Here is an 18,547-nt window from a genome sequence, read left to right on the forward strand (position 1 = left end):
TATCGAAAAAAGTCTCATGTTTCAAACTAGGAAGCTATTTCTACTCCAAGTCTGCACCTCCACATCCAGTTTTATAGGCCTTGCGCGAAAAATTTCGTCGTACTTCCGTGGTTTGTCGCCGTTACTTCCAGTCGCGACGGAATCCGTTCTTTCAACTCTGGCACATGTGAGATAATACCAACAAGCCGTCCCGATTCCTGCGTTTCAAGCAAGCACTCCACCGCCATTTCCAACGATTCCGGATCCAGCGTACCAAATCCCTCATCAATAAACATCGTCTCCAGCGAAATCCCACCTGACATTTCCTGCACAACTTCCGCAAGAGCTAATGCCAAAGCTAAGGACGTTTTAAAACTCTCCCCGCCAGATAATGTTTTGACATGCCGCTCCAAACCAGTATACTCATCGTAAACCTCAAGCTCCAAACCACTTTGCACGTTTCCCTTTGACTTTTCCTTTTTGCGGTTCAGTTGAAACCTACCGTTCGTCATTTTTTTCAATCGACCGTTCGCCCGGAGCAAAATCGTATCTAAGAAAGTGGCCAAAACAAAGCGTTCAAACGTTAAGCGTCGATCATTTTTCCCGCGCGCCATATCCGCCAAGTAGCCAACATCCGCGTAAGCCTTCTCCGCTTCACTCGTCTCCACCAGATATTTCAAAAATCGCTCGGATAACTCCGATAACTTGCGAACAACGTCTTTTTGCCCCATCCAGCGCTCTGCTTTTTCATGATACAGCCGTTTCGCCTCATCATCCAGTCGTTGCAATGCTATTAAATCCGGTTGTTCAGCTCCTGCAAGCCTCGTCTCCGTCTCTTTCAAACGCTCCGAAACAAAATGATACCGCTGCTCAAAATCACGAATAAAGCGCTCCTTCGCGTCCAAATCTTCCGGACTCAAAATAGCTCGCTGATAGGATGCATAATCCGCAAAACCGTTCGCCGCCATGATATCTTTAAAAATCGTGCGCTGCGTTGCCAAAGCATCCTCCGCCTTCACAGCCGCTTTCCCCGCCATATCGCTTGCCGAAATCGCTTTGTAATGCCCTTCTTTCGCCGTATTATATGCCAATTCCGCGCGTCCCTTCTTCTCTTCAAAATCAGTAATTTTCGCCGTCAACGCTTTCTGTTCTTCATAAAAAACAGTCGGATCCCGAAACTCCTCCGGCACATCCTCCAAAAGCAAGGTGTGCGTCGTTTTTGCAGCATCAACACTTTTACTAACTTCTTCATACGCCGTCTGCAACTGCGCTTTTTCCTCGCCGAGCTTGATCATCTCCTGTTTATTCCGTTCCAGCTGTTCCTCCACATCATTCTCTTCCACTAGAAAGACGTCCATTTCCGCGAGTTCCTTCTCTTTTGTCGCTACTTCCTCGCCATACAACGCTTGTTTTTCCTTCAAAACCTGCAACGATTCCTCCGAAGCAAATACGATTTGTTCGATCTGCCATCTTTTCTGTTCTATTTTCGTCACAATTGCTTTTACAGCGTCCTGCTTGGCGCTCTGACTCTCTCTTGCCGTGTCTACCTCTGTTTTTGACACGTCCGCCGTTTCCAATGCAGCATTCGGATGCTCCAATGAACCGCAAACTGGACACGCATCACCATCCACAAGGCTTAACGCCAACATCGCCGCTTGTTCATGCTGCCACATCGCACCCAACTTCTCATATTTTGCTTGCGCTTCGCTAAACTGCTCTTCTGCCACTTTCCATTTACGATTTAATACAACTAATTCCGCTTCCCACGCCTGCTTCTGTTCCCACTTCTTTATTTCAACCAAAACAAACGCTTCTTCTTGCTTCAACTCGGTTAGCCGTTGCTTCGTTTCCGCATATTTCAGTCGCGAATCCTGCACCAATCGCACACGCTCAGCTAATTTTTCCGATTGCTCTAACAGCCCTTTTTCCTGCAAAATAAACTGTTCTAATTTCTGCGCTAAATCTTGCTGCCGGCCACTCTGCTGTGCTAATTCTTCTTGCACGGCTAGAGCCCGCGTCACTTTTGCCTCCATCGTTTGCAGCAAATCCCGCTTTTTAACCCAAGCCACGTATTCTAACTCGATTTCCTTCACTTTCTCTATTTCCAAATGGGCTTTTTCAAACGCAACTTCCCGATTTTTAAGAGCATCCAAAGCCTGCCGCTCATCCAATTTCGCCTCGTCTAATTGCTGTTTTAACCGCAAACACAATGCATCCTGGTCAATCAACGTCCCAGCTTTTCGCGCCAAATCGACCGTTTCTTGCTCCTGATTTCGCGTGTCCAATTGCTCATCCAATGCCACTTTTTCCGTCCGTAATTTCGCTAATTGCGCCCATTCCGCGATTTTTTCCTCCGCCAATGTCACATTTTTAGCCGTGATTTCTGCTTTCTCCTTCGCAAACTCCATCTGTTCCTGAAGCCCATTCATCGTTTCCTGCTCCACAATCAATCGTTCGGCAAACATCAACTCAATATCCAGCGCCGTTTTTCCAGCAAGCGCCTCCGCGTCAAAAGCCTCCTGCGTAATCCCCGCCACTTTTTCACGCAATAATCGCACTTGCTGTTCCTGATCCTTCTGCTGTTGCCACAACTGGTTTTCAATAAGCTGATAGAAATGCGTATGCGCCAACCGCTGCAAAATCGCTTCCTTCTCCTTACTCTCCGCTACAAGCAATTCCCTGAACTCGCCCTGCGGAATCATCAAAATTTGGCGAAACTGATCCACATTCAACTGGATAATCTCTTCCATTTTCGCGCCAACATCCCGAACCGAACTCGCGAGTAACGTCTCCTCATCCCCATCCAGTTCATAGAGCTCCGCCTTCGCAGTAACCGTGGTCATCCCTTCCCCGCGCTGCTTCGGAACCTCCTGCTGCGGCACACGACGAACCAAATACCGCACATCCCGAAGCAAAAATTCAAGCGACACTTCCGTCAAATCCTCCGCTTTCGCAAAATGACTCCTGAGCGAAAAACCTTCCCGATCATTCGTATTCGCCTTCCCAAAAATCGCAAAACTAATCGCATCAAAAATCGTCGACTTCCCAGCGCCCGTTTTTCCAGAAATCACAAAAATCCGTTCCTGACCTAGCTCCGTAAAATCAATCGTCTCGGCCTTCGCATAAGCACCAAAAGCCTGCATCGTCAGTTTCAAAGGCCTCATTGATCCGCACCTCCCTTTACACTATCCATCGTCTCGCGCATAATCTCCACTTGCCGATCCGACATTTCCTTCCCACTCACATGCTCAAAAAACTGCGCAAACAGCTCCAAATCATCTTTTTTAATCACATCTTCAAATCGTTCAAATTGGCTATCCGTCAACTTTTCCTGTACCCGTTCCAAATGCAACACATTCGGATAAAACGCCCGCAGTTGCCCAATCGGATCAATCAACGCACCCTCATCCAATAAATTGATCTGCAAAAAATCCTCATTTCCAGGCGCCACGGAACTTACCAAGTCCGCCAAATACCCTTCGATAATCCGCAAATCATGCAATGGCTCCAAATAACGCTCCCGCACTTCCACAAGCGCCTTCCCATCCATCGTCACAATCCGAACACTCTTCTTATCCTTCGCCTCCGAAAATGAATACTTCAACGGTGATCCCGCATAAAAAATACTCGGATGATGAATCGCGTGCGAATGGTGCAAATGCCCGAGCGCCACATAATCAAAGCCCTCAAAACAATTCGTCGACACCCGATCCACATTTCCAATCGCCAATTGCCGCTCCGAATCACTAGGAAGACCACCCGCAACAAACGCGTGCCCAACTAAAATCTGCGCCTTATCCGTATCCCAAACCGCTCTAATTTTTGCTGTGACAGCCTGCATCGCATCCTCAAACGACCGTACCGTCTTCTCTTCAAAAGCCGCCCGAACCTGCGCTGGCTCATGATACGGAACCAACCAAACCTGCGCCCCGTTCCACTCAATCGGCGCGAGCTCCTTACCCAACGTCCCTTGAATATGTAAACCACTCTTCTCGTACCAAGCCGAACCGAAATTTACCCGTTCCGCACTATCATGATTCCCACTAATCGCAAAAACTGGCTTCCCAAGCGTCACATTCAGCTCCATCAACACGTTATTCAAAAGCGTCACCGCATCCGCTGGTGGCACCGACCGATCATACAAATCCCCAGCAATCACAATCCCATCGACCTGCTCCTCCTCCGCAATCCGCGCTATCTGCTCTAAAATATACCGCTGTTCCGCAAGCATCGACACCCCGTTCACAATTTTTCCTAAATGCCAATCCGCCGTATGTAAAAATTTCATCCCAACACCTCATTATCCTATTTTCCTCATTACCACCAGTATACTATATTTTCGAAAAAAACAAGAACAGCACGTAAGCACTAGACGTTTCCACAACTTTTCAGTATACTAAAAACAAGACTAAAAAAAGAATTATAGGAGTGAACCAACTTGTTCTACACTTTTGCGAGAAATTTCGTCCAGGTGATTCTCACGATAATCGGCGGACGTTTCCAGGTACAGAATAAAGACAAAATCCCCGAAGCGCCATTCGTTGTCGTTTCAACGCACACATCGTGGATGGAGATTCTCTACCTCGGATTTGCCATAAAACCACTTCAAATTCACTACATGGCAAAACAAGAACTATTCAAAACCAAGTCACTAAACTGGTTAATGCGCCATCTGAACGCCTTCCCAGTAAATCGTGAAAATCCAGGTCCAAGCGCGATCAAACTTCCAATTCGCCTTTTAAAAGACGGAAAAGTAGTTGGTATTTTCCCAAGTGGTACTAGGAAATCAGCTGGTCTCCATCTAAAACGAGGCGCAGTAACCGTGGCACTAAAGGGTAAAGTTCCAATCCTGCCAGCCGTATACGACGGACCAAAAACAGTCGGTGAATTATTCAAACGAAAAAAAGTCATCATTCGATTCGGCGATCCAATCCCATTCAACGACAAAGACATCGATCAAAAAGAACTGCTAGAAATTAAATCCGAAGAAGTTTTGAAAACCTTCGAACGTTTACAAGCAGAAATAGACGCAACGAAAGTAAAATAATAAAAACCTTGATCCCGCGTCGCTCGCACTTGGGAATCAAGGTTTTTTTCATGCTCAGCCAGTAATATCATTCACGATATTAGAACCCGCCAAACCAATATTTTTTAGAGCTTCTGAAAGTTTATCTGACGCATTTTGTATCGCAGCATCCGCTTTCTCTGCTGCTTTTGTGTCGCCAGGATTCGCCTTTATCGCCGCTGCTTTTTCAGCAAATGCATCGCTCAAGCTTTGAATTGACGTTTTAAACGCATCTGTGTGCTCTCCTAAATCAGGAACCTTCACATTCGCCAACGTTTCCGAAATATTTTCTGCGGAGGCACTAGCTTTCTCTGCCAATTCGTCCAACTTCGCTCCTTTGGATGGAGCATCACTCGTAATATCTGCTATATACGCATCATAATCTTTATCTTTTTCATTCACCTTATCAACCAAATCCGTGTAGAAATCCATGGCTTTCGTATGCAGCTTTTGTGTTGCTTCATCCAGTTTTGAACTACCTTCTTTCTTCATCTCATCCGCTTTTGACTTAGCTTTCTCCTTTACATCCTCCGCTTTAGATGACACCTTCTCTTTCGCTTCGTCCTTCGTTTCATCACTCACATTGCCACAAGCCGTTAAACTAAATACAGTTACTGCCGCTAATGTCCCCACTATCCATTTTTTCAAAATAAAACCCCTCCATTAGATATTATTAATCATTACTTTCCCATTATACTTACAATTGCAAAAAGTTACAAACACAAACTAAGGGCGTTGCAGTTTTTACGCTACAACGCCCTATTTCATTTCTTATGCTGCTGTGTCATTCATGATACTCGATGGCGCTAAGCCAGTATCTTTCAACGCTTGACCAAGTGCATCAGAAGCTTTTTGCATGGCTTCATCCGCTGATTTTGTATCGATTGGAGAAGCCTTTAAGCCTTTAGCCTCCGCTGCATACGCATCACTTAAGTCTTTTACCGCTGTTTTGAAAGCGTCTGTCTCTGCACCCAAGTTCGGTACTTTCACATCAGCCAATACTTGTGATACTTTGTCTGCCGAGCTACTTGCTTTTGCCGCAAGTTCTGCAAGCTCTGCATCCGTTGGCGGTGTGTCACTACCAATCGCCGCTTGATATGCGTCATAGTCCGTATCATTGTCATTAATTTTTGCCACTAAATCCATGTAAAAACTCATGGCATCCGCGCTTACATCTTTTTTCTCTGTCTCTTTTTCATCCTTCGCATCATTGCCACAAGCCGCTAAGCCAAACACAAGCGCAAGGGAAAATAAAGCTACTAACCATTTCTTCAAATGAAAAACCTCCTCTTTTATACATGTTGCCCAATTCGCGCAACCTTACTCATTATATCGATGTTCCTGTCATAATTCAACCGTTTTCATGGGATAAATCCTCCCAAATTTTAAAATCAGGTTTCTTCCGTTTGTTCCAGCTTCCCAGCGACATTTTTATATTGAAAATACATCGCGATTCGCCAAGGAACAATCATCGCAAACGCTAGAATCCAAAACATTCCAGACAATTCCCCAACATCCACCGAGCCACTAATCCAATATTTAATACCGAGTCGGATTAAAAGCAAACTCAACAAAATAACTGGAAACGATTTCGTCCGCTTAATAAAGACATACTGATGCTTAATCTCAAACCGCGTTGTCCAAATTAAAATGAGCGAGAAAACTAGCCCCATCAACACAGCCTCGAGAATACCAGCTGGCGAAACACGGAAATACGGAATGACGAACATAAGCGCCCCCGTACTCATCATAATCGGCGGAATAATAATTTTTTTCACAGTCGCTGGCTCTTTCGACGCCTTCATCCGAATCAAGATAACCCCGACACCAAAAACAAGCGTGATGATAATTGATAATATAAATGACACGTTTCTTCCTCCTAATCGGCACTATTTACTTGCCTCATTATAAACTTTTTTAGAAGAAAAACAACCTTTATGCCCAATTAACCAAGCTCCTCTAAATCCATGCCACTGTTTTGCAACTGATACATCGAATGATAGACACCACCATGCGCAAGCAATTCCTCATGCGTTCCCCGCTCAATAATGCTCCCTTTTCGAAGCACCAAAATCAGATCCGCATCTTTAATCGTCGAAAGCCTGTGCGCAATCGCAATCGTCGTCCTACCTTGCCTCATATTTCGCAAGCCCGTCTGAATCAAACTTTCCGTCTCCGTATCAATATTCGCCGTTGCCTCATCTAAAACAAGGATTTGCGGATTCGTCACGACCGTCCTAGCAAACGAAATCAACTGACGCTGCCCACTTGAAAACGAAGCACCACGCTCAATCACCTTATGATCATACTTATCCGCCAACGTGTTAATAAACCGATCCGCCTGAACAAACTGCGCCGCTTCCAAAATTTCTCGATCCGTAATCATCTTATTATGCAACCGAATGTTATCCTTAATCGTGCCATAAAACATAAAGCTATCCTGCAAAACCAGCCCCGTTTTCGCACGCAATTCCTCCATCGGATACCGCTTAATTGACTTCCCATCAATCAAAATTTCACCGTGCTCAAACTCATAAAAGCGCATCATTAAATTGATAATCGAGCTTTTCCCACTTCCCGTATGACCAACAAGCGCGACCGTTTGCCCCGATTCAGCGGTAAAACTAATATCCTTCAAAACGTCTTTTTTACCATCATAAGAAAACGTGACATTTTTGAACTCAATCTTCGCTTTTCCGATGGCTAAACCATCCTCCACATCTTGTTCCGGCGCCAAATCCGTGCCATCCATAATCCGGAACACACGCGAAGCCGCCGTAATCGCCTCTTGGTACATCGCGAGCCGCTCCATAATGTTGTAAATCGCCTCTAAAAACCGATCAAAATACGTGATAAAAGCATAAATCGTCCCAATCGCGACCGGCCCAGAAAACGATTGAATCCCGAAGAAACTAAGAATCAACACAACCGCTAGCGAATAAATCAGATCAATCGCCGGGCCAAGAAGCAACGCGTTAAATTTAATATTTTTCATACCAACATCATAATAATCTTTATTAATCTCTTCAAACTCACCGATTAAGCGCTTTTCCTGATTAAACTGCTGCACAATCGACATGCCTGAAATAGACTCCGCAATTTTCGCATTTAGCTGACTCAATTTTTCCCGACGCGCCCTGTAAAACTGCGAACTATACTTTCGGTACACAATAATAATCAACATCGTGAGCGGAAAAACAAGCAAACTATACGCCGCCAATTTGGCATCCATAATAAACATCGCAGTGTAAATTCCAATCAGCATAAACACACTTTGAATCGCTGTTCCGAGCACATTTATAAACATATCTTTAATCGCTTCCGTATCATTCGTCACACGCGAAACCAAGCTCCCCGCAGGCGTTTGATCAAAATAACGCATCCCCATATTCTGAAGTTTACTAAAGATATCAATCCGAATGCGCTGCACTATCCGCAAAGCAATCTTTTGAAATAAAACCAGTTGAAAATACCAAACCATAGACCGGCCAAGCGCCAAACCCATGTACCCCGATGCCAACAAAAGAATCGGCCCAGCCACAAAATGAAGCGGTGTCAAGTAATCATCCAGAAATATTTTAATCAAAATCGGCAAAAATACATCCGCCAACGTCACCAACATGACCAGAAAAATCGTTAAAATCAGCGCCGGGACATGATACTTCGTGTAGCTAAACAAACGTTTCAAAACCGCACGATGTTCTCTCCCACTCATCGTTAACATTTCTTCATTATCCGGCTCCATTCGTATCACCCCCGCCCTCAATAAGCTCCTCTAATTGCTGGTTTCGGAACATTTCCGCGTACCAACCGTCGAGCACTACAAGCTCTGCATGCGTCCCACGCTCCACAATTTTACCTTTATCAATCACGATAATAATATTCGCATGCTCCACCGAACTGAGTCGATGCGCACTAATAATCGTCGTTTTATCCGCCCGATTAGCTTTGAGATTTTGCAAAATCAGCTCTTCCGTTTTCGCATCTACAGCCGAAAGCGCATCATCCAAAATCAGCAACTCCGGATTCATAATCAGCGCCCTCGCAATCGCTAACCGCTGCTTCTGACCACCAGAAAGCGACACACCACGCTCGCCCACGACTGTATCATAGCCATCCGTGAACTCCGTAATATCCTCATGCACCGAAACCATCTCCGCAATGCGCTCCACATCCGCCTGCGACAACTTCGGATTCCCAAAACGAATATTTTCCCGAACCGTCGTCGAAAACAAGAACTGATCCTGCGGCACATAACCAATCGCCCGGCGCAATCCCCGCACCGTATAACACTGAATCGGCTGCCCATCAAACTTAATCGACCCCTGATAATCATCATATTCCCGCATCAACAACTTCAAAAGCGTCGTCTTACCAGAACCCGTTCGCCCAACAATCCCAAGCGTTCCACCCGATTTCAACTGAAAAACAATATCCTGCAAAACTGGCGCATCCTCATCCGGATACGTAAATGCCTCTAACGCAAAATCAATATCCCCACGTGGCAAAGCATCGATCGCCCCAAAATCATCCTTCACGTCCTCCGGCTCACTCAATAATGTATTCAGTCGATCATAAGACGCATTCCCACGCTGAATCACATTAAACAAGAATCCAAACGCCAACATCGGCCAAATCAGTAAGAATAAATAATTTGTAAATGCAATCACCTGACCAATCGTGAGCGTCCCTTCCATCACAAATTTGGCCCCAAAAGCAAGCGATAGTACAAACGAAACACTCACAATAATCGAAATCATCGGATCAAACATCGCATCCAGTTTTGCAACCTTCACATTGACACCGACAACCTCCTCCGTCTGCCTTCTAAAATCCTCGATATCCTCCTGCTCCTGTCCAAACGTTTTCGTAACCTTAATCCCCGACAAACTCTCCTGCGTCTTATCATTCAACTTCGAAAATTCCGCCTGGGCACTATGAAAACGATCATGCAATTTCCGACCAAGCACCGAGCTTCCCCACACCATAAACGGCATCGGCAAAAGCGCAATCAACGTCAGGCGCCAATCAATCGTAATCGCCATCGTCGCAATAACCGTGCTCCCCGTCAAAATCGAATCACACAACGTCAAAACGCCAAATCCAGCCACTTGCTGAATCGCGGAAATATCATTTGTTGCATGCGCCATCAAATCCCCCGTCCGATAACGCTGAAAAAAGAACGGCGACATTTTCGACAAATGCTCAAATAATCGTAACCGCAATTGACGTTGCAACTTATTATCCGACCCAAAAATCATCATCCGCCAAAAATAACGACCAACATACGCGACAACAGCAGCCCCAAGCAGAACTCCCATCCACATATATAAATGATTTTTCGTCAGCGTATCCTTACTAATCGCATCCACCGTCATACCAAGTATTTTCGGCGGCACCAGTTGAAGTAAAGTTATCATAAAAAGCAATGAAACCCCGATAATATACGATTTTCGCTGCTCTTTAAAAAACCATCCCAACTCCTTATAAATCTTCATTCCCAACCCTCTTTTCTTTTGAAACCCTTTTTATTCCTGTTTTTGGACATAAAAAATAACGGACACGTCTTGCTCTGCCCATTACTGTTTGGAAATATATATCGAAATAATCCCACAAAAGTACACATAACAGCCCTCAAATAAGCCTGTACCTCTTCCTCGATATAACGGACGCCGAATTTAGGCTATCTCCTACAATAATGGTTCGCTCATCAAATCCAATTATCTTTTTCATTGTCCTTACCTCCTTCTCAAATTTGTTTACAGGAACTAGTGTAACCGATTTCTTTCAAAGATTCAAGTATATTTATAATTTTTTTATTTGACAGACAAAGAACCCCTTATTCAGGATTCTCTGTCAAATATGTGTAGGCATACTGCGCGTATAGTTCCGCGCCATAAACCATCGCATCCTCATCCACATTAAAACGGCCATGATGATGCGCCCATTCCGTATCCTTCTCCAGATTTCCAGCACCAACAAGCGCAAAACAACCAGGAGCCTCCTGCAAATAATAACTAAAATCCTCGCCCGCCGTCGTTGGTCGGTCCGAATAAAGCACCGCATCACCAAAACTACTCGTAACCACACGTTGCGCCAAGTTCGCGCTCTGTTCCTCATTTATCACCGCATGCGTCCCATACCGATAATCCACTTCCGCCGTTGCACCATAAGTAGCCGCAACCTGTTCCGCATAACGCCGAATCGCCGCCTCCATTTTTTCACGAACCCGCGGATGAAACGAACGAACCGTCCCCTCCAAAACCGCATTCTCCGCTATCACATTATAACGCGTCCCAGCCTCCATGCGCCCTATCGTAAAAACAGCTGGCTCAAGCGGGTCCGTTTCCCGTGATACAATCGCCTGAACCCCCATCACAAAAGCCGAAGCAACCACCGCCGCATCAATACAAGCGTCCGGCATCGCACCATGCCCACCACGTCCCGTAAACTTAATCTCAACCACATCCGCAGACGCAAAAACAGGCCCAGCATTACAAGAAATGGCATGCGTCGGCATCTGCGACCAAATATGAATTCCGAACACATTATCCACACCCTGCATCGCACCCTGCTGAATCATCGCCTCCGCACCTTCCGTAATCTCCTCCGCCGGCTGAAAAATAAAACGCACCGTCCCAGCCAACTCATCCTGAATACCAACCAGCGCTTCCGCCGCACAAAGCAACATCGCCGTATGCGCATCGTGCCCACATGCATGCATTTTCCCATCATTTCCCGATCGGTAAGAAAGCGCCTCGCTCAATTCCATCACGGGTAACGCGTCCATATCCGCACGCAGCGCCACCGTTTTCCCATTCCTATTCCCAACCAGCTCCGCCACGACCCCCGTCGGCTCCATTCGCCGATACGCAATGCCTATCCGCTCAAGCTCCGCCACAACCCGGTTCGTCGTCCGAATCTCCTGCCACGACAACTCCGGATTCCTATGTAAATCCCTCCGAAAAGCAACCATCTTCTCCTCGTTTCGCTTAACTTCAACCTTTATCTTATCATTCATTCCAACGCCTCCAATTCCAATTAAAAATACCGCCTCGTCTGCATGAACCTATTCTACCACTCTAGCACCACTTTTACTTGCGACACGCTCGGAAAACCCGAAATATTCTGCAAATATTACTCGAAACTAAAAAACACCTCTCAAAATCACGTCTCAAACGTAATCCCAAAAAGTGTTTCAAGTATACCATCAATTAAGCTATTTAGAACAAGTAAATCGTGCAATACCCCGTCCTAATCTTATTTTTTCTTCTTCGCTTTTCCTTCTTTTTCTTGCTGTTTACCCATAGCGTTCATCATTTGGTTAATTTTTTTCTGTGACGGTTTCATTCCCATTTGGGCCATCATCATTTGTAACATTTGCTCATTGATTGGCGGGTTTTTCTTCAGATACGTCATCATGTATCTTCTTGCAATGAAAAATCCTAATGCCAAACCAGCAATTAAGCAAAGTATGCCGATAAGTATATACCACAACATATTCTCTTTCTCCTCCTCGAAACAATATATCCCTTTTATTGTACTTGATTTATCAGGCCAAAACAATAGTTTTTCGATATTCTATAGCAATAAAAGTTCGCTATCATTAAAAAATCACAACTGCCTCATTATACCATCAACACAACGTATACACAACACATTCTCATAAAAAGAAGTGCAAAATGATTTAGCGAAAAACTCGCCTCACCTTGCACTTCCAATCTATTACTTACAGAGACTTCACAGTGTTAACGACATTCTCCACAGTGAAACCATAGTTTTTAATAATCGTATCGCCTGGTGCTGAAGCGCCAAACTTGTCAATTCCGATTGTTTTACCATCTAAACCAACGTAACGTTCCCAACCAAGCGTTGAGCCCATTTCGATGGATACACGTTTACGTACTGCATTCGGTAGAACACTCTCTTTATATTCCGCCGATTGTTGCTCAAACAAGTCAAATGATGGGATACTAACGACAGATGCGTCAATGCCATCTTTTGCAAGTTCTGCTTGTGCTTGTACAGCCAAATTAACTTCTGATCCAGTAGCTAAAAGAAGTACATCTGCCACGTCTTTCTTCGCTGGAGACAATACATAAGCTCCTTTAGCCACGCCTTCTTCCGCCAATTTAGCAGAATTAGGCAATGTTGGTAAGTTTTGACGCGTAAGCACAAGAGCCGTCGGGCGATTAGTTGAGCGAATCGCAATTTTCCATGCCGCAACAACTTCATTCCCGTCTGCTGGGCGAAGTAACGTCAAACCAGGCATTGCACGAAGAGAAGCAATTTGTTCTACAGGCTCATGCGTTGGTCCATCTTCCCCAACTGCGATACTGTCATGCGTCAGCACATAGTTCACTGGTAGGTTTTGAATCGCAGATAAGCGAATCGCTGCACGTAGGTAATCAGAGAATACGAAGAATGTTCCCCCGTAAACTTTAAGCCCAGAATGTAGCGCCATACCATTCAGTGCAGCCCCCATTGCAAACTCACGTACACCAAACCAAATATTACGATCAGCAGGTGTAGTTTTCGTAAACTCACCATCTGTTGCGATATTTGTATTATTAGAACCAGCTAAATCAGCAGATCCACCAAATAATTGAGGTAATTTAGCAGCTAAAGCATTGATGACTTCACCGCTTGACGCACGGCTAGCAAGCGATTTATCCTCACCATATACAGGTAAATCCTTGTCCCAGCCTTCTGGAAGTTCCTCATTCAAGCTAAGCTCTAATTGAGCCGCAAGTTCTGGGAATTTCTCTTTATAAGAAGCAAACATCGTGTTCCATGCTTCTTCTTCCTCAGCGCCACGCTTCGCAAGCGTCTCTTTAAAGCGATCATATACTTCGCTTGGAACGTAGAAGTCTTCTTCGTAATCCCAACCATATACAGCTTTTGCAGCCTTAATGCCATCCGCACCAAGTGGAGCGCCATGAACCTTGCTTGTTCCTTCGTTTGGAGCACCGAAACCAATAACTGTTTTCACTTCAATCATCGTTGGTTGCGATGTATTTTGTTTCGCTTTTTCGATAGCCGCTAAAATTTCAGTTGTATCATTGCCATCTTTAACAAGCAAATGTTCCCAACCGTAAGATTCAAAGCGTTGTTTTACACTTTCAGAAAATGATTTATCCAAATCACCATCTAGTGAAATATCATTAGAATCATATAAAAGTACCAAGCGGCCTAGTTGTTGATGTCCAGCAAGGGAAGCAGCTTCCGATGCCACACCTTCCATTAAATCGCCATCACCACATAATGCATATGTATAGTGATCCACAACTGGGAATCCATCTTTATTATACATTGCTTCTAAATGTCTTTCTGCCATCGCCATACCAACAGCCATCGCGATGCCTTGTCCAAGTGGACCGGTTGTCGCATCTACACCATCCGTATGATGAACCTCAGGGTGACCAGGTGTTTTGCTATCCCATTGACGGAATTGCTTCAAATCCTCTAATCCTAATTTATAGCCACTAAGGTGTAACAGGCTGTAAAGCAACATAGAACCATGGCCTGCAGAAAGAACAAAGCGGTCGCGATTAAACCAGTGTGAATTAGCTGGATTGGCCTTCAGTACTTTAGACCATAATGCATACGCCATTGGGGCAGCCCCCATTGGTAATCCTGGATGACCAGAATTGGCTTTCTGAATTGCGTCGATCGATAATGTTCGAATAGTATTAATTGCTAATTGATCCGTTTTATCAAACAAATGAAACATCCTCTCTTGTTTTAGTCACTACTCTCTATAATAATCCTTTCTAGACTATTACACAACTAAAAAATATCTAATTGTTTACAAATGCATTAAAATGATCGATAATGTTCGATTGAATATAAAGAAATGGAGAGACATATCAATCCCTCCAGTTCCTTCACAGCTTATTTCGCTCGTCACGTTTTCGTTTTATTTTTTCAGGCGTTACATCATCACCATTCGGATCGATGAATGTCGTGTGCTCAATCGTATCACGAACTTGATTTCGAAAGGACTTGATATACTCTTGACGAAGTGCCTCTTGTTCTAGCTTCTCATCAACAGTCATCGTACCTGCTTTTTTCTTGTGCGACAATTCGTTAATTCGATCTATTTTCGCTTTCTCTAACATTATGTTCCTCCTTGTTTACTATTATACTGATAATCCTGATTCCTCATCTTGAGTCAAGTCCGATGTACATTGTGGGCATTTACTCGCTTTCTCTGGAATAGCAGACAAACAATAAGGACACTCTTTCGTAGCAGGCTTTTTCGGTTCTAGTGGAATATATTTTGTTACCACTTTAATAATCAAAAAAACCGAGAAAGCAATAATAAGAAAACTGATAACATTATTGACAAACAAACCGTAATTTATCGTTGGTGCTCCGGCAGTTTGAGCAGCTTTTAGTGTATCGTAATGTGTCCCATTTAAGCTGATAAATAGATTCGTAAAGTCTACATTACCTACTAGTAGCCCTAATGGAGGCATGATAATATCATTTACAAGCGAGTTCACAATACTTGTAAACGCAGCGCCAATGACAATACCAATTGCCATACCTAATGCATTTCCTTTCGAAATAAATGCTTTAAAATCTTTAAACATCGAAAAACCCCTTCTTGTTCATTATCAACGACTATTTTACATGAAAAGCAGAGGTTTTTAAAGCATTGTGTCCTATTTACTCATTTGCTAATTGAATAGAGTGATCTATATCTGTGTTACCTTTCTTAACTGGTATTGTGATTGTCTCACCCGCTGTCAATTTACCGTTGATTATCTGGTTCTCTTTCTCGACCCATGCTACGAACTCTTGTTTGCTCATTTTATAATCACCAGCGTACTCATCCGCTAAACTCCAAATCGAATCCCCGCTAGCAACATAGACCTCATTATAATCAGAATTTGCCTGATTAACTGTCACAAACATTAATACTAAACCTAAAACAAAACACGTAATAATAAATATAATCGCAATATAATACCGATCCCAAATAGATTTTAAAGTCATCTTTATCCCTCCAAAAGAATATACGTTCGCTTTTTATTCATTATAGAACACTCGTTCTGTTATGTCAATAAAAAAACGAACAATTGTTTGCATATCTAAAAAATCTTTGATATACTGGGATTAATAAAGAAGTAATGAAAGAGTGAACGGGGTGAAACAAATGAAATTATCCAAACGGCAACAAGATATCTACGACTTTATCAAGTCCGAAGTAAAAGACAAGGGTTATCCACCCTCCGTGCGTGAAATCGGTGAAGCAGTTGGTTTAGCCTCTAGCTCCACAGTCCACGGTCACCTAGCACGACTTGAAGGAAAAGGGCTCATTCGCCGGGATCCAACTAAACCTAGAGCTATTGAAATCCTATCTTTGGAAGATGATATCGCAGCACCAAACGTTATTAATATTCCTATTATTGGTAAAGTGACAGCAGGCATACCTATTACAGCTGTTGAAAATATTGATGAATACTTCCCTTTACCTGAATATATGGCAAATGGTGAAACAGAGATATTTATGCTAGAAATTGATGGCGAAAGTATGATTAATGCAGGTATTCTTAATGGTGATAAAGTGATTGTAAGACAACAGAATTCCGCTAATAATGGCGAAATCGTTGTCGCAATGACGGATGACAACGAAGCTACTTGCAAAAGGTTCTTTAGAGAATCTAGCCATTTCCGTTTACAGCCAGAGAATGATGCTTTAGAGCCAATTCTTTTAAGAAATGTTACCATCTTAGGAAAAGTCATTGGCTTGTACCGAGATATTCGCTAAACAAAAGGATCTGAGACAAAAGGTTCTCTGACCTAGAAAAATACGTATCAAAAATCTGCATTTAGATTTTTGATACGTATTTTTTCCATTTAGGCACGCGAGGCGTGCCAGTTTTCGCATATTATTAGCCATGAAGTAGAGATTGGCTTCGGTCGCTACTTTTGGAAGCCCTCGTAAACGGAAACGAGTGAACCCCAAAAGAACCTTCACATGCCCAAAAACTGGTTCTACATCTATCTTTCGTTGCCGATAGATGGCAGAAGTTATTTCGGATGTGAGGCTTCGTCTTGCTCGACTTTTTAGTTCTTCCCAAACAGGATTATAGTAAATTTTTCGATTCTGTCCTGATTTAGCAGTTGTGCATACTGCACGCAAAGGACAATCGGAACAGTCTTCGCATTCATAGACTTTAAAATCACGCACGTAGCCATAGCGATCTGTCCGATACGCATACCGCTGAAAGTTGACTTTTCGCTGATTCGGGCAAATGAAAAAATCATCCGCTGCGCGGTATTCCCAGTGATCTCGATGCATCCTATCTTTCTTATACGAGCGTTTTTGTTCTTTTCGGTACATCGTATAGGGCATGATAGGCAGGCTATTGGTTTCCTCTAATAGATATTTATAATTTTCTTCTCCACCATAACCAGCGTCTGCGACGATGTAATTTGGAAGGTTCCCTAATTGCTTTTCATATGAAGATAAAAAGGGAAGAAAGCAGCGCGTATCTGTGGGACGTTGAAAAATGGCACAATGCAAGGTAAATTGATTCTCCGTGGCAATTTGAACATTATACCCTGCTTTTAATTGTCCATTTCGCATGTGATCTTCTTTCATTCGCATGAAGGTCGCATCTCTATCTGTTTTAGAAAAGCTATTCCGATCACCAAATTGTTGAAAATGCGTCTGATACTTTTGTAGCCTTGGTAAATAATCGCGTTGTAATTGTTTTTGTTGTTTGGTCCACATCCGCTTCTCTTGTTTTAAGGCTTTTTGTTCGACACTATCAGCCTCACAGAGGCTGGTATCAATGGCTTCAATCGTTTCAGAAAGCACTTGATCTAATTGCTCCAACTGCACGATTGAAAAATCTTCTTTCTCATCTTTCTCCATATCTAATGCGACTTGGCGCTTCATATCTTCGTAAAGGGTGCCTATTTTTTCTTGTAGACTTGCATGGAACCGTTCCGATGATTTTCGCCAAACAAAGCTATACTTGTTGGCGTTTGCTTCTATCTTTGTTCCATCTACATATATTTTTTCACCTGAAATAAGTTGTTGTTTGAGCGCAAAGGCATGAAAAGAAATAAACATATTTTTTAACAGCGTATCAAAATGGGGAGAAATTCGGGCGCGATTAATCGTGCGATAACTTGGGGCTTGTTGCCCCGCTAGCCACATCATCGGAATATTTTCTTGCGTCATAGACGCTATTTTCCGACCGGAGGTCACGCCTTGGGAATACGCATAAAGAATAACTTTGAGCATCATTTTTGGATGATAGCTTTGACGGCCTTCTGCCCTTTGCCAATTTTGAATTGCTACTTCTGGAATCTCCTCTACTTGTTGATGAATCGTTCGTGACACATGATTTTCAGGAATCATTGTTTCTAAATCCATTGGAAGAATTAATTGGTCCATGTTATAATTGATATACATAAATAGCACTCCTTTGTTGGGTTTTGGTTGGTACTTTAATTTTAACAAAGCGTGCTATTTTTGTG

Annotated in this window: 16 protein-coding genes; 2 read left to right on the forward strand and 14 right to left on the reverse strand. The window is 43.5% G+C overall.

The annotated features are described in order from the left end of the window. Positions 1 to 71 precede the first annotated feature (71 nt). Together DUK53_RS02235 and DUK53_RS02240 are read right to left on the reverse strand one after the other, a co-directional pair. Positions 72 to 3,143 (reverse strand): AAA family ATPase, encoded by a 3,072-nt coding sequence (locus tag DUK53_RS02235; RefSeq protein WP_036131072.1) that lies wholly within the window; start codon positions 3,141 to 3,143, stop codon positions 72 to 74. After that, positions 3,140 to 4,267 carry an exonuclease SbcCD subunit D gene (locus DUK53_RS02240; protein ID WP_036131069.1) on the reverse strand — a complete coding sequence of 376 codons (1,128 nt, stop codon included), beginning with the start codon at positions 4,265 to 4,267 and terminating at the stop codon, positions 3,140 to 3,142. The genes DUK53_RS02235 and DUK53_RS02240 overlap by 4 nt, the downstream gene beginning before the upstream one ends. A gap of 150 nt (positions 4,268 to 4,417) precedes the next feature. On the opposite strand from DUK53_RS02240, the gene DUK53_RS02245 reads away from it, so the two are divergent. After that, positions 4,418 to 5,026: a lysophospholipid acyltransferase family protein gene (locus DUK53_RS02245; protein ID WP_036093891.1), complete on the forward strand. Its 609-nt coding sequence runs from the start codon at positions 4,418 to 4,420 to the stop codon at positions 5,024 to 5,026. Between the two features lie 54 nt (positions 5,027 to 5,080). Here the strand turns inward: DUK53_RS02245 and DUK53_RS02250 are convergent, their stop codons facing one another. The 11 genes from DUK53_RS02250 to yneA all read right to left on the reverse strand — a co-directional run bounded on the left by DUK53_RS02250 (position 5,081) and on the right by yneA (position 16,048). Further along, on the reverse strand, positions 5,081 to 5,692 hold the full coding sequence (locus DUK53_RS02250) for a hypothetical protein (RefSeq protein WP_052164859.1): 612 nt from the start codon (positions 5,690 to 5,692) through the stop codon (positions 5,081 to 5,083). A gap of 123 nt (positions 5,693 to 5,815) precedes the next feature. Then, the gene (locus DUK53_RS02255) at positions 5,816 to 6,319 is read right to left on the reverse strand and encodes a hypothetical protein (protein WP_036093889.1); all 504 of its coding nucleotides are present in this window, start codon (positions 6,317 to 6,319) and stop codon (positions 5,816 to 5,818) included. Between the two features lie 116 nt (positions 6,320 to 6,435). Next, the gene (locus DUK53_RS02260; protein WP_036093887.1) at positions 6,436 to 6,912 is read right to left on the reverse strand and encodes a CcdC family protein; all 477 of its coding nucleotides are present in this window, start codon (positions 6,910 to 6,912) and stop codon (positions 6,436 to 6,438) included. Positions 6,913 to 6,989: 77 nt separating this feature from the next. Then, positions 6,990 to 8,789 (reverse strand): ABC transporter ATP-binding protein, encoded by a 1,800-nt coding sequence (locus DUK53_RS02265; RefSeq protein ID WP_036131066.1) that lies wholly within the window; start codon positions 8,787 to 8,789, stop codon positions 6,990 to 6,992. After that, positions 8,776 to 10,542 (reverse strand): ABC transporter ATP-binding protein, encoded by a 1,767-nt coding sequence (locus tag DUK53_RS02270; protein ID WP_036131063.1) that lies wholly within the window; start codon positions 10,540 to 10,542, stop codon positions 8,776 to 8,778. The genes DUK53_RS02265 and DUK53_RS02270 overlap by 14 nt, the downstream gene beginning before the upstream one ends. Positions 10,543 to 10,883: 341 nt before the next feature. Then, the gene (locus tag DUK53_RS02275; protein WP_036093882.1) at positions 10,884 to 12,065 is read right to left on the reverse strand and encodes an amidohydrolase; all 1,182 of its coding nucleotides are present in this window, start codon (positions 12,063 to 12,065) and stop codon (positions 10,884 to 10,886) included. A gap of 239 nt (positions 12,066 to 12,304) precedes the next feature. Further along, positions 12,305 to 12,541, reverse strand: a complete 237-nt coding sequence (locus DUK53_RS02280) for a YneF family protein (RefSeq protein WP_103034820.1) — start codon at positions 12,539 to 12,541, stop codon at positions 12,305 to 12,307. 232 nt (positions 12,542 to 12,773) lie between these two features. Next, positions 12,774 to 14,768: a transketolase gene (tkt, locus tag DUK53_RS02285; RefSeq protein WP_036131060.1), complete on the reverse strand. Its 1,995-nt coding sequence runs from the start codon at positions 14,766 to 14,768 to the stop codon at positions 12,774 to 12,776. A 163-nt stretch (positions 14,769 to 14,931) separates the two neighbouring features. Next, complete coding sequence (locus DUK53_RS02290; protein ID WP_036078737.1) at positions 14,932 to 15,165, reverse strand: DUF896 domain-containing protein; 234 nt, start codon at positions 15,163 to 15,165, stop codon at positions 14,932 to 14,934. A 21-nt stretch (positions 15,166 to 15,186) separates the two neighbouring features. Beyond that, positions 15,187 to 15,642, reverse strand: a complete 456-nt coding sequence (gene mscL / locus DUK53_RS02295) for a large conductance mechanosensitive channel protein MscL (protein ID WP_036093879.1) — start codon at positions 15,640 to 15,642, stop codon at positions 15,187 to 15,189. A 76-nt stretch (positions 15,643 to 15,718) separates the two neighbouring features. After that, a complete protein-coding gene (gene yneA, locus DUK53_RS02300; protein WP_036093878.1) occupies positions 15,719 to 16,048 on the reverse strand; it encodes a cell division suppressor protein YneA in 330 nt (109 codons plus the stop codon). A 160-nt stretch (positions 16,049 to 16,208) separates the two neighbouring features. On the opposite strand from yneA, the gene lexA reads away from it, so the two are divergent. Next, positions 16,209 to 16,823 carry a transcriptional repressor LexA gene (lexA, locus tag DUK53_RS02305; RefSeq protein ID WP_036094173.1) on the forward strand — a complete coding sequence of 205 codons (615 nt, stop codon included), beginning with the start codon at positions 16,209 to 16,211 and terminating at the stop codon, positions 16,821 to 16,823. Here lexA and DUK53_RS02310 read toward each other — a convergent pair. Continuing rightward, positions 16,785 to 18,482 (reverse strand): IS1182 family transposase, encoded by a 1,698-nt coding sequence (locus tag DUK53_RS02310; protein WP_124892548.1) that lies wholly within the window; start codon positions 18,480 to 18,482, stop codon positions 16,785 to 16,787. The genes lexA and DUK53_RS02310 overlap by 39 nt on opposite strands. Positions 18,483 to 18,547 lie beyond the last annotated feature (65 nt).

This window comes from Listeria sp. SHR_NRA_18 (assembly GCF_003856515.1).
Taxonomy (GTDB): Bacteria; Bacillota; Bacilli; order Lactobacillales; family Listeriaceae; genus Listeria_A; species Listeria_A newyorkensis.